General features: G+C 41.7%; 15 protein-coding genes. 8 read left to right on the top strand and 7 right to left on the bottom strand.

Features of this window, described 5'->3' with window-relative positions; translation table 11 throughout:
* Positions 1–321 precede the first annotated feature (321 nt).
* The 3 genes from H6G77_RS27655 to H6G77_RS27665 all read left to right on the top strand — a co-directional run bounded on the left by H6G77_RS27655 (position 322) and on the right by H6G77_RS27665 (position 2,184).
* Entirely contained in the window at positions 322–1,422 is a 1,101-nt protein-coding gene (locus tag H6G77_RS27655; protein ID WP_190873258.1) for a site-specific integrase, read from the top strand.
* A 22-nt stretch (positions 1,423–1,444) separates the two neighbouring features.
* Entirely contained in the window at positions 1,445–1,813 is a 369-nt protein-coding gene (locus H6G77_RS27660) for a hypothetical protein (RefSeq protein ID WP_190873259.1), read from the top strand.
* 179 nt (positions 1,814–1,992) lie between these two features.
* On the top strand, positions 1,993–2,184 hold the full coding sequence (locus tag H6G77_RS27665; RefSeq protein ID WP_190873260.1) for a hypothetical protein: 192 nt from the start codon (positions 1,993–1,995) through the stop codon (positions 2,182–2,184).
* Between the two features lie 100 nt (positions 2,185–2,284).
* Here the strand turns inward: H6G77_RS27665 and H6G77_RS27670 are convergent, their stop codons facing one another.
* Entirely contained in the window at positions 2,285–3,328 is a 1,044-nt protein-coding gene (locus H6G77_RS27670; RefSeq protein WP_190592648.1) for a M42 family metallopeptidase, read from the bottom strand.
* Between the two features lie 62 nt (positions 3,329–3,390).
* Here H6G77_RS27670 and H6G77_RS27675 point away from each other — a divergent pair, with 62 nt between their 5' ends.
* Positions 3,391–4,167, top strand: a complete 777-nt coding sequence (locus tag H6G77_RS27675) for a class II aldolase/adducin family protein (protein WP_190674010.1) — start codon at positions 3,391–3,393, stop codon at positions 4,165–4,167.
* Here the strand turns inward: H6G77_RS27675 and H6G77_RS27680 are convergent.
* The 5 genes from H6G77_RS27680 to rpsO form a co-directional block, all read right to left on the bottom strand.
* Complete coding sequence (locus tag H6G77_RS27680) at positions 4,109–5,161, bottom strand: SGNH/GDSL hydrolase family protein (protein WP_190873261.1); 1,053 nt, start codon at positions 5,159–5,161, stop codon at positions 4,109–4,111. The two genes, H6G77_RS27675 and H6G77_RS27680, sit on opposite strands and share 59 nt — an antisense overlap.
* 191 nt (positions 5,162–5,352) lie before the next feature.
* The gene (locus tag H6G77_RS27685) at positions 5,353–6,726 is read right to left on the bottom strand and encodes an S-layer homology domain-containing protein (RefSeq protein WP_190873262.1); all 1,374 of its coding nucleotides are present in this window, start codon (positions 6,724–6,726) and stop codon (positions 5,353–5,355) included.
* A gap of 217 nt (positions 6,727–6,943) precedes the next feature.
* Complete coding sequence (aroF, locus tag H6G77_RS27690) at positions 6,944–8,002, bottom strand: 3-deoxy-7-phosphoheptulonate synthase (RefSeq protein ID WP_190592644.1); 1,059 nt, start codon at positions 8,000–8,002, stop codon at positions 6,944–6,946.
* Positions 8,003–8,524: 522 nt separating this feature from the next.
* Entirely contained in the window at positions 8,525–8,980 is a 456-nt protein-coding gene (locus H6G77_RS27695) for a PAM68 family protein (RefSeq protein WP_190873263.1), read from the bottom strand.
* A gap of 12 nt (positions 8,981–8,992) precedes the next feature.
* Positions 8,993–9,262: a 30S ribosomal protein S15 gene (gene rpsO / locus H6G77_RS27700; protein ID WP_190592642.1), complete on the bottom strand. Its 270-nt coding sequence runs from the start codon at positions 9,260–9,262 to the stop codon at positions 8,993–8,995.
* A 395-nt stretch (positions 9,263–9,657) separates the two neighbouring features.
* Here rpsO and H6G77_RS27705 point away from each other — a divergent pair, with 395 nt between their 5' ends.
* Positions 9,658–9,924: a hypothetical protein gene (locus tag H6G77_RS27705; protein WP_190592641.1), complete on the top strand. Its 267-nt coding sequence runs from the start codon at positions 9,658–9,660 to the stop codon at positions 9,922–9,924.
* Entirely contained in the window at positions 9,921–10,736 is an 816-nt protein-coding gene (locus tag H6G77_RS27710; RefSeq protein ID WP_190873264.1) for a phosphate/phosphite/phosphonate ABC transporter substrate-binding protein, read from the top strand. Before H6G77_RS27705 ends, H6G77_RS27710 begins: the two co-directional genes overlap by 4 nt.
* A 16-nt stretch (positions 10,737–10,752) precedes the next feature.
* Here H6G77_RS27710 and H6G77_RS27715 read toward each other — a convergent pair whose 3' ends face one another.
* The gene (locus tag H6G77_RS27715; RefSeq protein ID WP_190592639.1) at positions 10,753–11,241 is read right to left on the bottom strand and encodes a DUF1499 domain-containing protein; all 489 of its coding nucleotides are present in this window, start codon (positions 11,239–11,241) and stop codon (positions 10,753–10,755) included.
* A gap of 613 nt (positions 11,242–11,854) precedes the next feature.
* Here H6G77_RS27715 and H6G77_RS27725 point away from each other — a divergent pair.
* Positions 11,855–12,424 (top strand): heme NO-binding domain-containing protein, encoded by a 570-nt coding sequence (locus H6G77_RS27725; protein WP_190592638.1) that lies wholly within the window; start codon positions 11,855–11,857, stop codon positions 12,422–12,424.
* Positions 12,414–16,325: a response regulator gene (locus tag H6G77_RS27730; protein WP_190873266.1), complete on the top strand. Its 3,912-nt coding sequence runs from the start codon at positions 12,414–12,416 to the stop codon at positions 16,323–16,325. The genes H6G77_RS27725 and H6G77_RS27730 overlap by 11 nt, the downstream gene beginning before the upstream one ends.
* The last annotated feature ends 13 nt before the right edge of the window (positions 16,326–16,338 follow it).

A 16,338-nucleotide genomic window follows, 5' to 3' on the forward strand; every position in this document is an offset into this window, starting at 1 on the left:
GCACTGTAGCAACTGTAGACAAATTTTCGGGGATGCCAAAAAATGCGAAATGCGATCGCGTTTTCATGCCACAGAAGCGCGATCGCACCGATGAGAGTTTTACACGGTCAATAGTTTAGCTGAAAAAAAAATGAATGAACGATACCAAATAGTAAAACTACCTTTTTGTTGTGAAAAATGTAACTCTAATGGGTGGTATTTGGATCAGCGCCATGCCGTTTACGAGTGTATGACCTGCGGTTATTTCTTTCTGTCGGTAATAGGTCAGGATGACGATGAAAATCTTGAAGATGAACAGGCATGGATGAATGAGTGAATGAGATGATAGAACAGCGAATTAAAGAAGCGAATGGACGCTTAAAAAACAACTACTGTGGACTAACAATTGAGCAAATCGGAGGACGGCTGTACATTCGGGGAACATTGCCTCCCAAGGCATTATTAGGCAAGAACAAACCTTATCAACAGAGGATATCAGCCGCCAATGCTAATGCTGATGGGGTAAAGATAGCAGAGAGACTGGCTAAGAAAATCAGCGTGCAAATCGACGCGAAAACATTTGATTGGGCTGATTACCTTGATTTGGAATTAGCTGAAGACAAGAAAACAATAGGAGAATTAATAGTTGATTTTGAAAAAGAATACTTTCTAAGAAGAACGAAGACATTTAAGACAGAAACGACTTGGAACGTTGAATATGTATCAGTTTTAAAATTTTTACCCCAAAATGATGTTTTAAGCATTGAAATTTTAAAAGATATAATTATTCAAAAATCAAAACCAGATACGCGGAGTAGAAAACGGTTTGCATCTACTCTGACCATTTTTGCCAAGTTCGCCGGACTGAACGCTGATTTTTCGGAATTATCAGGTAACTACTCATTATCTAAAAGACGACCCCGTGAGATTCCGAGCGATAAGCAAATCCAGGATGGTTTTTACTTGATTCAGAATGATTCTTGGCGATGGGTTTACGGGATTATGTCAGCTTATGGATTAAGGAATCATGAGGTTTTTTATGTTGACTTAGCGACCTTGAAACCGGGAAAAGGGATAACAATAACTGATGGTAAAACTGGCTCAAGAATTGTGTGGCCATTGCATCCTGAATGGTTTGATGTATTTGAACTAGCATTTCCTAAATGTCCAAAAATAGACCTTGATCGCCCCAATCGGGTAATAGGTGAAACTGTAACAAGATATTTTCGTCGGGCGAACATCCCCTTTTCACCTTATGACCTACGCCATGCTTGGGCGATACGCTCATTAGAATATGGAATTGATATTTCATTAGCAGCCAAGCAGATGGGACACTCCCTAGAGGTTCACAGCCGCTTGTACCATAGCTGGATAGACGAGAAAGCACACCAGAGGGCTTTTGATTTAGCCCTCAGTAAACGCGATCGCCCTCTGCCACCATGAGACAAAATCTAACTTTTGAACAATGGATGAAAACTTAAAAATTAAAGCAACAGAAGTTATTCAAGACATTTATCGTAAAACGCTATTAGATAAAGCAGTTGATTGCATTCAAGAGCATTTCGATAATACAGATGAATTTATCTTAATAAAAATAGAGAGCGATTTCCTTGTTGTTGGTTACTTGAGCTATTACACCGAAGAAGGTATCTTTAGCGATGCTGGGCAATTTCAGGGATTAACAGAAGAAAATATTGGTGAGCCTTGTGAATATTGGAAAACCGTATTTTCTATTGAGGCAGACGGTAGCTTGATTGAATGCGAATCTAGTAATTACGACCCTTGCGAACATCCTGAATGGGAGCGAATAAATCAAAATGATGACGAAATATAAATTTTGACTAATAAAATGACAGAAGAATACAACTGTACTACGTGCAATAGTAAAGCACTAATTTCAAAATCAAAAAAAGGTATAAGTGCTAAGTTCCCTAAAAACTGCCAGTCTAACTGTCCTCTAGCTTTATCCTTGTTAGGGAAATAACAAAATAAGAGTTTTGTACAATAACTGAAATGACAGTTCATTACCAAAATTACAAAGGCTTACTTTTAGAAATCTTCTTCACAGAGGATGGATTCTGCTATGCGGCTTGTGAATCGCCTTTGAGAGATGGTGTAATTCAGTCAGAAACTTGTTTAAGTCCGGGCTTGGCGTTTGATGCCCTTAAACAGAAACTTGATTCTATTTACTTTGTAGTAGAGTGACAAAATACAAATTTTGCATATTAAATTACCCAGTAAATACGATTACTGGGTTTAGTGTTTCGTAATCAGCAGGCCACGGGTTCAAATCCCGTCATCGGCTTTATTCGGTGAATGTTTCGCAAAAGCCTTTTAATAGATTAATACAGTTAGCGATCGCACCTAAATGAGCAATTTCATAACCGTGGGTGTTTTGTGTGGGAAATGCCAAACAAGATGCACGACCGACATGACCAAATTTCATCGCAATGGAAGCATCACTACCAAAGCCACTGAGAATAGTTAATTGTAAAGTTATATCTAGTTGCTTCGCAGCACGGCACAATTGCAAATTCAAGGTTTCGTCATATATGCCATAGGCATCTTGAGACAGCAACACCGGACTTTCATTATCCTGTATGGGGTATTCTGGAGACAAGGGACAAATTTCTAAAGCAATCAACGCATCTAATTGCTGATTTTGGGTAAAAAATAACGCCCCAATTGCGCCGACTTCTTCTTTGGCTGAGGCGACTAAATACACATCACAGCCTGGTTGCTTCAGGGTTTGCGCTAAACCTAACAAAATCGCAACTGAAGCTTTATTATCTAAGGTGTAACTGGCGATGTGATTGTTTAAGCGAATGGGATGTTTGCGATGTTTGCCAACAACCATTCTGGTTCCTGGTCGAATACCTGCGGCTTCTAGTTGGGCGGTGGTGCGCTTGGTTTCAATCCAGGCATTTTCCCATTTTACAGGTGTGTCTTCTTGTTGGACTTTTTGCGGAGATTCGTGAGAGACATGGCGAGAACCAAAGCTGAGAATACCAGAGATAGTTTCATTGTCGCCTAATAAATCAACCACGCCTTCGCCATAAACCCAAGGAAAAGCACCGCCAAGCTTGCGGACTTCTACTTTACCTGCTTCGCCAACTGTTTTGACAATTGCGCCAATTTCATCTTTGTGGGCGGTAATAGCGATCGCTCTAGTAGAGTCTTTCCCTGGAATTTTAGCAATAATATTGTCAGCGCGATCGCTCCAAACTTCTACTCCCAGGGCAGCAAATTGCTGGAGTAAAAATTGGTTAATCTCACCCTCTACACCGCTAGGCGAATGGTGCATCACCAATTCTTCAATAATCTTAAATAACTGTTCGTAATCCCACATTTATTAAAATTATTCTGTCTTCTGCCTTATCCTAACGATAAATATTCACCACTGGCTTAATTATGCAAACAATATCTGTACAAAAACCAAACGCACCTGAACCACCAAAATTTACTTCTATTACCGAAGAACGCCTACACCGGAAACAAAGACTAGCCGCCGCCTTGCGGTTATTTTCCCGCTATGGCTTTGATGAGGGAATTGCAGGTCATATCACAGCACGCGACCCGGAAACGCCGGAACACTTTTGGGTGAATCCTTTTGGAATGCACTTTGGTTTAATTCGCGTCAGTGACCTAATTTTAGTCAATCAAGAAGGTGAGGTAATTATAGGCGATCGCCCAGTGAATCGGGCTGCGTTTGCCATTCATTCCCAAATTCATGCAGCTAGACCAGATGTCGTCGCCGCCGCCCATGCTCATTCTATCTATGGTAAAAGCTGGTCAAGCCTTGGTCGCTTGCTTGACCCCCTGACTCAAGATGCTTGTGCTTTTTACCAAGACCACAGCTTATTTGATGACTATACAGGTGTAGTGCTTGACCCGCAGGAAGGACAGCGCATTGCCCAAACCCTGGGGACAAACAAAGCCATTATCCTGAAAAACCACGGTTTACTTACTGTTGGTCACTCAGTCGATGAAGCTGCTTGGTGGTTCACCACAATGGAGCGTTCTTGTCAAGCACAATTATTAGCTGAGGCTGCGGGTAAACCTAGCCCGATTAAACATGAGTATGCAGAGATAGCACATACTCAAGTTGGTTCGCATAATTTAGGTTGGTTTAGCTTTCAACCTTTATACGAGATAATTGTGCGTCAAGAACCGGATTTGCTGGAGTGACAGCCAGCTTTTTTTGTTGGCGCTTGCGTATTCCAACTCCACCCACAACACCAAGCGCCAATAATCCTAAAGTTGTAGAAGATTCGGGGACTTCCTGTGCTTGGATGGCGGCTAGTGCGGTATCTGCGATAAATTGATGCGCCGTGGTAGTTGGGTGAAAATCGTCCCAAAACAAAAACTTAGTTTGGTCGTTTCGGCAGATATCAAACCGAGATAAGCAAGAGTCAGTAACATTATTAAACCCGAATTGCGCTGGAGATGCGATCGCCCGATTAAATAAAGAATTGACATCCACAGGAATAACATTCAGATTGGGATTTTGACTGAAAGCAGCGACAGTTGCTTGCAAGCCAAAATTAAAATTATTGCTTGATTGCGTCAGACTAGCCGGAACTCGATTATCTACAGTAGCGCCTGGAAGCTTGCCTAAATCGGGCAAGTTAAACACTAAAAGATTTCTTGCACCCACACTCACCAGGGTACTTAATGCCTGAGTAATGTTATTAACTGGTATTGATGAGTCGTCGGGATTAGGGAATAGAAAGTCATTAGCACCACCCCACACAACATACAGTGCATTTGGGTCAGCAGTTTGGTTATTAGCCAATAAAGACTGAGCAAATACACCTACTTGTCCTAAAACTCCCGGTAATGGTGCATCTCTCACAACCGCATTACCCAAACCAGACGAAGAACCACCAAAGGCAAAGTTAATACCTTGGCTGGGATTACCATTATTCAAATCGGTGATTAAAGCAGGGTTTAATCCTAACTGATTACCAAAATATTCCAACCACAAAGGGCCATTAGAGAAACGGCCATTAAAGTAAGGCGGACTTGCTGGAAAAGTACCACCCGTGGCATTGAAAACATTACCTGTATCCGATAAGCTATCACCAAATACATAAAGCTGGCTAAAATTCGCAGCCAAAGCTTTCTGCGGCAACACCAAAGATACAACGACAAAGCCAGCCGCCAACAATTGTTTTTTCATCTGCTGCGTATCCAGTAAAAAGATATTTGAGAAAAAGGTAAATGTACCGACTGTATTTTTAAATGATGGTTAAAATTTGTAGTTACAGTTCCAAATTTCTGCAATTTTACTGAAAAAGTCGCAGCAGATAAAGACGCAGCAAAATATATTTACTGAATTTTCACGATTTACGAATATTGTATAAAGAAGAATCAGGCAGGCGATCGCTTCACCTTCAAAGCATCAGCAGCCGATACACCCTCGCCTAGCGTGCCAAAATACCATAAAGCCGCCGCCGCCTCAGCACGAGTCACAGGTTTTTTCGGTTGAAATAGCGTCGTATAACCAAATACTCGCCGAATATTTGATTGTTCCGCACTTTGGAAATCTGCCAAAATTGCCCTTAATGCCTTCGGGTCGATTTTCCCAGCATCTTGGAAACCCCAAGTTTGTTGAACTGCATTTAAATTAGCCGTGGGTAAAGCTTGGCGAGTATCCAAAGGCACTTTCCATAAAATCATCTGTTCCCTAGTTAAAGGTGCATCAGGACGAAACAAAACTGTGGTTGTATCTCCTGATAAGGTACTAGGAATTAAACCAGCTTCAGCTAGTCCCTGAATTGCGGCAAAATCTGGGTCTGTTTTTGCTACATCACTAAAAGCAGGTTGCGTACTTTCACTAGCCAAACGTATCTGCTTAGTAGAATTGTTCGGATACATCGCATTATTAGCCGCAACCAACCAACGCGCATAGATTCGGCGGGTGATAATTTTACCAGGTTCAAATAAATTCGTGTTATTTGTATTCGCCTTATTTGCGGGAGATTCCACCGATAACACACCCAAGGCGGCTAAATCTTGGATATGTTGACGTAATTCTTGTGGTACTTTGTTGAGGTCAGCAAATTCTTGAGATACTGCTGTAGTTGCAGTGGTGGTTGAATTATTGGGTGTAGTGTTGAGTTGGGGAGTTGTAGTGTTAGGTGCAACTGGCCCAATAAACTGCGGATCACCAGCTTGGGGAGTATTGTTAGTTGTGGGCTGAGATTGTGCAGTATTGGTACTATTGGGCGCATAATCAATCACTATGCTAGTAGCTGTTTGTGGTTGATTAGGTGCAGGATTTGTCACAGATTGGGGTTGGATAGATACTTTGACTAGCAAATCATTGCGTCGTGCTTCAAAAGTACCTACATCATCAGTTGGCTGTTGTGAAATTTGCCAGTTATTATCTTGCAACTGGCTACGATAAAAGCTCGTAATAAAATTGCTGGGGTCAGAACTCAGCCAACGAGTTGATACTTGATTATTGGAATTACTTGCAGGTGTAACTTCCTGAAGTGTGGCATTAGTATATAAGGGAATCTCTTTGGGAAAATCCGCAGGAAGCTGGACTGTTGTTGTATTTTGCGCTGGTGCTTCGTTTTTACTAGTTTCTCCAAAAACAACTGGGTTGTTTTGCAGTTGGGGATCAGCCGCCAAAGAATTTTCCAGGTTTTTAGCGGCTGGAGTGTTGCTACAAGCTGTTAGGGAAGTAAGTAAAACAGCCAAGCTTAATAAGGCGGCTGGACGTTTGCAAAGAAACACAAGCAGGAATGGATAAATTACGTGTCCTTTTCTACCCTAGCGCAGACTGGCAAAAGTTCACGATTGATTGGAATTTAGATTTCTTAACATCGCACTAGTAACACCTGAGATGTACTCTACAAAGAACACTACTAAAGGAATTGGTAAAGGTATGGGGTGTAAGTATTCAAAACCCTTACACCCCCACAGATAATTTTGGTGCGTAAGTCCTGTTACCTTAAGCCAAAGCGGTTGCAGGTTGTGGCCAGCGTCCTACAGCTTTGCCAACCACAGCCAATTCTTGCATTAACTGGTCAAAACGCTCTGGTGTCAACGATTGTGGCCCGTCAGATAAAGCTTTTTTCGGGTTGGGATGCACTTCAATCATGAGAGAATCAGTACCAGATGCGATCGCAGCCATCGCCATAGCCGGTACAAACTCAGCCCAGCCAACACCATGACTAGGATCAATCATAATCGGCAGGTGTGTGAGTTTTCGCAATACAGGTACTACCGATAAATCTAGGGTGTTGCGGGTGTACTGGCGGTCAAAGGTGCGAATACCGCGCTCACATAAAATTACATTCGGATTTCCCGCCGCCAAAATATACTCAGCCGCCATTAACCACTCTTCAATTGTGGATGACATTCCCCGTTTCAACAGCACCGGCTTGGGTTGTGCGCCGACTTTTTTCAGCAGCGAGAAGTTCTGCATATTTCTCGCCCCTACCTGGACAACATCAGCAATTTCCGCAATTTTATCAAGTTCAGCAGCGTCCATCACTTCAGTGATTATACCCAACCCGCTAACTTCTCGCGCCTTGGCCAGTAAATCCAAAGCACTTTCACCATGTCCTTGAAAAGCATAAGGCGAAGTCCGGGGTTTGTATGCACCGCCGCGTAAAAACTTAGCACCTGCGGCTTTAACTCGCTGTGCTGTTTCCACAATCATTTCTTCGTTTTCTACCGAGCAAGGGCCAGCCACCACCACTAACGGATATTGTTCGCCAAAGACAACTGCACCATCAGGAGTATTCACCACCACTTCTGAAGCTTCGCCATGACGAAATTGACGACTAGCCCGTTTATAAGGCTGTTCTACTCTTAAAACTTGCTCAATCCACGGGCTAATTTCTTGAATTTGTAGGGGATCTAAATCAGCAGTATCACCGACTAAACCAATTACGACTTTGTGTTTACCTATAATTTTTTCTGGTGTTAGTCCCCAGCTAGTTAGTTCCTCGTCAATGCGGTTGATTTCCGCCTCTGGGGAACCAATCTTCATGACTACGATCATCTTAAATTACCTGATTAGTTGAGTGAAATATCAAATGAATAAGCTTAACTATATTGTCGTACTTCTCAGTGTGGCGCGTAATTTTTAATGATGAGAAATTAACATTTATTAGGTGACAGGTGACAGGTTATAGGTTACAGGTTATAGGTTACAGGTTATAGGTGACAGGTTATAGGTTACAGGTTATAGGTTACAGGTTAGAGAGTTAGAAGTCTTTTGCTGTCGGTTACGTTTACTAAACTTATTTCGTCAGAGGTGTTAATTGGTGTACTTGCTCAAAACCCTTACACCGTTCGGCTGACGCTCACGGCGAAGCCCTATACTCTTTCACACCCACACCCCCAGTTTTTGGTAAAAAAATAAGGCGCTCAGTCTTGGAACTACTGGATATTGGGTGACATCAGATAGTAGATTTCTGGATTAGCAATGTTGAAGCTATATAACTTTAACTTCAACATTTATGCGTAAATTACCCAATACTGAGTTATCTGAATACCTGAGCGCCAATTGTCAGAGGTTCTTTTATCGAGTTTCGCGCCAAACCGTTACCATACGTCCGAAATTGGTGGAAAACTCACTGATTCCGAGTAAACCTCCTGGCCTTTCTTCATCCCAAGAGGCTGAAAGAACGCCGTAAGTAATGCCTAACACACCTAAACCAAATAGCCCCATATTAACCAGTAAGACGGCAACAGGAGCTATTTTGATCTGGGCTTGTGTCGCTAGTAGATAGCTAACTACTAATGTAGTAATCCCTAACGCTGTGGGGACACCACAAAAAAATGCCACCCGCCGAATCATCCTCTGACTCACCACTTTGGGAATAGCCATTTCTTCTTTTGTCAATGGCGGTTTCTGGCTGGCTGATTCTGTGGAAATATTGGATTTGATGGGATTTTTTTGAACTTTTACAGGTTTTTGGCGTTTTTTGTTCGGTTCAAAAGGCAAACGACTGCGTTCAGATTCTTCAGCAGACATAAGCGATAGTCCCTATCCACGAATACCAAGGCGAGCAATCAAAGCTTGATATTTTTCCCGATTTTCTTGCTGGAGATAAGCCAGCAGGCGTTTACGATGACCAATCAGCTTAAGCAAACCACGGCGGGAAGAGTGGTCTTTTTTGTTTGCTTGGAGGTGTTCGCTGAGGCGGTTAATTCGCTCTGTTAACATTGCGATTTGGACATCAGTCGAACCAGTATCGGTTTCGTGAACTTGGAAGTTGGAAATTATTTCTTGTTTGCGCTGTTGCGTCAGAGCCATGATCTATTTTTCTAGTTTTTCTAAATATATGCAGCAGTCTCCCATAATATCACAGCCATAAAGCTGTATGGGGAATTAGTTGGCAGTGATTATTAATTATGAGTATTTTTGCTAAACTTTTACATTTATTTTAACTCTGGCGATCGCTTGACGTATTTCACTTATATTAGTCGTTGCAAATATCACAATGAATCAATATTTACTATTGCGGCTGATACTCATTTGCTTTACTAAACATGATTTCTACGCCATCTAATACGTAGAGATGTTGTATACAACATCTCTACATTTTGGATAAAAGCTTGCTTGTGGCCTCAAGCTATGCCATATTAATATACATCACTAAATCTATCGAATTACCGTATTTATAGGACATAGCTCAAAAGGTAGTAATAATGACAGTTGCACAGCAAAATACAGCATCCTTAACTATTGGCTTAAATAATTCTCAGAACATTAATCAAAGCCTGTGGCAGCCTGTGTTGATTGGGACAGCGTTTTTTCAGCGATTGTGGTCGCATACTAAAAGCTATGGCATAGTTTTCAAGATTATGTTTTTGACCTTGATGAGTCTAATTTTCCTCAGCATTCATTGGTCATATCGCAAGCTAATCATAGTTCCCGCACTACAAAATGAATTGGATTTGGAGAGTCATCAGTGAGTGAACTAACAAAGCTGCGGGTCATATCTTACTTAGCGCCGAGTTGGTTTGGGTTTTATGAAGCAATTGTGGGTTATGTTGGTCGGATTTTGGGAGTCGAAACCCAACTACAAGCAAGTCAATATGACCCGCTACAAGACCCAACACTCTTAACAAACCAGCTAGATTTAGCGTTTATTTGTGGTTTACCTCTGGTCAGATATAATCAAGTAGCGAAAAATCAACTACAACCAATAGTTGCGCCAGTGCTGGATGCACCACGTTATCAAAACCATCCTGTTTACTTTACGGATGTGATTGTGAATGCAAATAGTCATCTGTATAGTTTTGCAGACTTGGCTGGTAAAACTCTGTGTTACAACGACCTCGGCTCTAATAGTGGCTATAATCTGCTCCGACATCGGTTATTACAAGGTCAACACCCAAAAAACTTTTTTGGACAGACCATAGCATCAGGATTTCACCAGCGTTCGATACGTTGGGTGGTGGATGGGCTTGCAGATTGCGCGGGGATTGATAGTGTAGTTTTGGAACAAGAACTACGAGATTTTCCTGAGTTATCTGAACATTTGCGAGTGATAGAAGTGATTGGCCCATGTCCGATACCGCCTTTAGTCGCTGCACCACATCTAGATAAATCAGTGATTGAGCAGATTCAAGCAGCCTTACTCCAACCTGATGCAGAACTTCAAATTGCTATGACCAAAGTTGGTGTCAAGGGTTTTGCGGCTGTGGATTTATCAGACTATGAGGCGATCGCTACAATCTACAATACTGCGATTCAGGCAGGTTATGAAGTAATTGGTAACTGAGCGATCGCACTGCAACTTAAATCTTTAAATCGCGCAAAGCCAGACGAATTTGCTCTACACGTGTGCGGTTGACACCAAGATCCGATTGTCCGACACGAGACGCAGAACGGATATGAATCACTGATTCATTTTCAGGAAAATAAAACTCCACATCATCAATAAATTTGAAGATGCGACTCTTAGAAAGAGCGTGAATGTAATTATCTGTTTGTTCTATCACCTCTGTTCGAGGAACAACGGTGAGAACCTTGAGTAAGGTTGCGCGTGCTGTATCCCGGTCTACATGATAAGCGATCGGTTCAATGGCGTGTTTTGCATCCGCACCTTGACTTACAACACAGTTTGGCGAACTCGGACAAGCGGTTAGATGACCATGATCAATTCCCAAGCTAGAAGCAGCCCAAACAGGAGTAGGTAGAGTGAAACTACTAGCTAGGGCGATAAATATGACAACAGCCATATTCAACAGATTTCGTTGTGTAACTGCTGTGAGCCAACGCATCATAATCAATCCACTCCTCAAGGTTAAATAACACTTAACTTATACAATACCTTTGCCAATTTATGAGGGTGAGTTTATTTTGACAAAGGTATTGTATGTAATGGTCGTTTAGATTCTTTCCCTCATATAGGACTAATATTTGATTGGCGTTGCATAATTGCGGGATGATTTATCTCACGCAGAGGCGCAAAGACGCAGAGAGAATAAGGAGTTAAAAATTTCCAAGACATCAAATTCATCCCCTCATTCAGCAATGCCATTTGATTTATGAAAAAAATCAGTAGACCCAGGTCAAGCTTCTTTCCTACTCCCTACTCCCCATTCCCTACTCCCTGCCTACACAACTAGATTAAGAAATCAAATCGGATTCCTATACCTCTAAACGCGCTTAACTGCCTTCAGAATCTTTTGTGTGTGCTAAATAGATGATTCAGCTTTCAGCCTGTTGATTTTATACTTATTAATTTAAGTGGACAAAAGGTAAGCCGGAAAGTTATAAATTTTAGGAAATTGACTTTATAGGATATATTCAATTTTTATCAAATCAGAAATACTGGCGACAGCCCACAAGTTACTTAAGCAATAAATCACACTTTTACACAAGCAAGGTAAGAAAATGTACGGACTAGTGAACAAAGCAATTCAAGATATGATTTGTGAGTGCCACGGAGAGGATATTTGGGAAACTATTAAATACAAGGCGGGACTGGAAGATATTGACTTTTTTATTGGTATGGATGGTTATTCCGACGATGTTACCTATAGTTTGGTTGAAGCGGCTTGTGAGGTCTTGAGTATGCCTGCACAGGAAATTTTGATAGCTTTTGGAGAATATTGGGTTAACTATACTGCCAAAGAAGGCTATGGAGAACTTTTAGATAGTGCTGGAAGTTCCTTACCCCAGTTTATCGAGAATTTGGATAATCTCCATGCGAGGGTAGGTTTAAGTTTTTCTCAACTTAGTCCCCCATCTTTTGAGTGTGAACACACCAGTGAACAATCCATGAATCTCCACTACCAATCTACTCGGCAAGGATTAGCACCGATGGTGATTGGTTTACTGCATGGATTAGGAAAACGTTTTCATACAGATATAGATATTACTCAAATAAGTTTTCGTGAACAAGGAGATGCTCACGATACCTTTGCTATTAAATACACAGATACGCAATCTGATGACAAATAATGAGGCGATCGCGTTAAGGCAATTCAGTTTTAGTGCTGACCAATTTGCAGCATTGTTTCCCTTCCATCTGGTAATTAATCAAGAAATGCAGATTATCCAGGTGGGTGAGGTACTTCAGAGGATTCTCGAACCGATGACCATCCTCAATAGCTCCCTAGAAGCACATTTCCGCATCAAGCGCCCCAACTGTGCAGTTAGTTTTGAGGCCATTTGTCAACAAACGCGATCGCTGTTTCTTTTGCAATCTCTCCACAAAGATATGCAACTCAAGGGACAGATAGTATGTGTGGAGGAAAACAATCATCTAGTATTTCTTGGTTCTCCCTGGATTACAGATATTACCGCCCTCAAACAACTAGAACTGAGTATTGATGATTTTCCTTTATACGACTCAGTTTCAGATTATCTATTTCTCTTACAAGCCAAAAATTCTGCTCTCACAGATGCCAAAAAACTGACCACGAAACTCACAGAACAACGAGCCGAATTAAGAGCCACAGCTTCACGATTAACAACACTAATTGAAAGTCTGCAAATTGGTGTTTTGTTAGAAGACGAAAACCGCCACGTTGTTGTGACAAATCAAGAATTCTGCGATCTATTTGGTATTTCCCTGCCTCCAGAAGCTTTACAAGGCATGGATTGTCGCCAAGCATCCGAAATGAGCAAACAGCTGTTTGTGGAGCCAGAAAAATTTATCCAGCGTGTACATGAGTTCCTAAATCAAAGAGAGATAGTTGTCAATCAAGAATGGCAACTCCAGGATGGGCGAATTTTTGAACAAGACTATGTACCCATTATTGTTGATGACAAATTTTATGGTCACTTGTGGAAATATCGTGACATTACCCTGAGAAAACAATCAGAAAATGCCCTGAAATTAAGTGAAGAACGGTTAACATTGGCGCTAGATGCTGTAGAAGAAGGTCTTTGGGACTGGAATTTAGCTACTGGAGAAGTTTATCGTAGCTCACGCTGGTACACAATGCTGGGTTATCATCCAGATGAGCTAGAAGACAATATTAAAATTGCCAATGGGTTGATCCATCCAGAAGACCGATTTTTGATGCGACAACGGCTGATAGCTCACCTCAAAGGTCATACGCCTTTTTATGAGGCAGAAGCACGCTTTCTCACTAAATCAGGAAAATGGAAATGGATTTTAGATCGGGGTAAGTTGGTAAATCGAGATTTCCAAGGGAAATTTCTGAGAATGGTGGGAACCCATTTAGATATTACTGAACGCAAAAAGGCAGAAGAAGAGCTACAGCAGCAATACCAACGCGCTCTTTTGCTCAAGCAAATTACGGAAGAAATTCGCCAATCCTTACAATTAGAAAAAATTCTCCAGACAACAGTGACGGAAGTGCAGCGTATTTTGCAAGCCGATCGCGTTTTAATCTTCCAAATGAATCCTGATGGTTCGGGTAAAGTTGTACAAGAGGCAGTAATTTCAGGTTGGTCAGCCACTTTGGATCAGGATATTTACGATCCTTGTTTTTACAAATACCTAGATTTGTATCGTCAGGGAAGGATTAGCGTCATTTCTAATATAGAGCAAGCAGCATTACAACCTTGCCATGTAACATTTTTACAGAGGTTTCAGGTAAAAGCCAATCTGGTTGTCCCAATTTTGGTGCGGGAAGATTTGTGGGGATTATTAATTGCCCATCAGTGCGCTCACCCTAGACAATGGACTGAGTTAGAACTGGATCTCCTCAAACACCTAGCCGATCAAATGGGTATTGCCCTCACCCAAGCACAATTGCTGGCGCAAGAAACTCACCAAGCCAATCTGTTAGCACAGCAAAACAAAGAACTTAGTGTTGCCAAGCAAGCAGCTGAGGCTGCAAATTTGGCCAAGAGTAATTTTCTCGCCACTATGAGTCATGAAATTCGCACTCCCATGAATGCGATCATCGGTATGACAGGATTACTTTTGGATACTCCCCTGAAGCCTGAGCAAATCGATTATGTAGAAACTATCCGTAACAGTGGAGATGCCTTATTAACGATTATCAATGACATTCTCGACTTTTCTAAGATAGAGTCTGGAAATTTAGAGTTGGAAGAACAACCTTTTGACTTGCAAGTTTGCGTGGAGGAAGCCTTAGATTTACTGGCTCCCCAAGCAGCCTTGAAAGGTATCGAATTGATGTACCAATTCCAACCCCATACACCGACTTTAATTATTGGTGATATTACCCGCTTACGCCAAATTCTCTGGAATTTAGTCAGCAATGCAGTGAAATTCACCACAGTTGGAGAAGTCGTTATCACAATCACAGTGCAGCAACAAGTTCACCAGCCAGAAACCACAATTGGAGATCATGTATATTATGAATTTCTGTTTGCGGTGAGTGATACAGGTATAGGAATTGCCAGCGATCGCTTAGATCGACTATTTAAGCCCTTCAGTCAGATAGATGCTTCCATGAATCGGCGTTATGGTGGCACAGGTTTAGGTTTAGCAATTAGCAAGCGCCTGAGCGAGATTATGGGGGGCAGAATGTGGGTAGAAAGTGAAATTGGTCAAGGTTCTACTTTCAATTTCACCCTCACATTACAAGTTGATCCTTCGGCGATTGATGGTTCTTGCAGTATTTATCCAGAGCTTGTTGGTAAGCGATTACTACTGGCAGCAGATAACGTCAATTTACAGAAATGTTTAACCTGGCAACTTCAGAGCTTGGGAGTCCATGTCCAAGCAATAGAATTAAAGGCTGTTCCTCTGTGTTTAATCAAGCAACAACCAGCCTTTGACCTAGCTATATTGGATATCGATAGCCCCCAGCTGAATATTCAGGAACTGACAGATCAAATTCGAGCTATACCCAAACAAAAAAATCTACCTTTGGTGATGTTGAGTTTTAAAGGTAAGCAAACCTTAGAGGTCAAGCAGGTAGCAACTGAGTTTACGGCCTTTTTGCATAAGCCTGTGCGACAGTACCAGTTACACAATACCCTCTTACAAATTGTCCGTGGGAGTTGGTCTACTCAAAGAATTGATGCTCAAGTTACCATTCCTTCTTACTCCCGCTTACCTACACCACATCTACCCAGAATTAATGACAACTTAGGGCAAAATTTGCCACTGAAGATTCTTTTGGTAGAAGATGTGTTGGTGAATCAAAAAATTGCGCTCAAAATGCTGCATCGGTTGGGTTTTCGGGCTGATGTGGCAAATAATGGACGTGAAGCCCTGGAAGCTTTGCAACGGCAATTCTATGATGTTGTGTTTATGGACATCCAAATGCCGGAAATGGATGGCTGGGAAACTACTATCCGCATTCGTCAGGAATTCTCTCCTCATACTCAACCCTGGATAATTGCGATGACTGCCCATGCTCGCCTAGAAGATCGTCAAGAGTGCTTAAGAGTTGGGATGAATGATTACGTCAGTAAGCCCATTCGTTTAGAGGCGCTGGAAGATGTGCTGAAAAAGTATGATATTCAGCAATATCAAGATGCAGCCCCCTCTGAGCCAATAGATGTACCTGAATCTGCAATAGCCTCCATCACGCCAGAATCTGACGTAGCAGCAGTAATTGACTTAAGGTTTCTGCAAGAGTTAAAAAACATGGCTGGTAGTGATGGTGAGAATTTAGTCGCTGAACTGATCCAAGTCTACTTAGAAGATACTCCAATGAGAATCCAAATAATTCAAGAGGCTATGAAAGTGGGAGACAGAATAAAGTTGCAAAAAGCGGCTCATGCTTTGCGATCGCCTAGTGTGAGTATTGGTGCTGTGAACCTGGGCGATATCTGTGAAACTTTAGAAAATTCTGCCCTAGATCAATCATTAGAGCAAATTTCTGTTCTGGTTCAGCAGTTAGAAAGGGAATATAAAAAGGTCGTTACGACTTTACAAAATCTTTCCACCTGTGACACTCACTCATAAATATACTAATCTC

It is taken from the genome of Aulosira sp. FACHB-615 (assembly GCF_014698045.1).
Lineage (GTDB): Bacteria > Cyanobacteriota > Cyanobacteriia > Cyanobacteriales > Nostocaceae > Nostoc_B.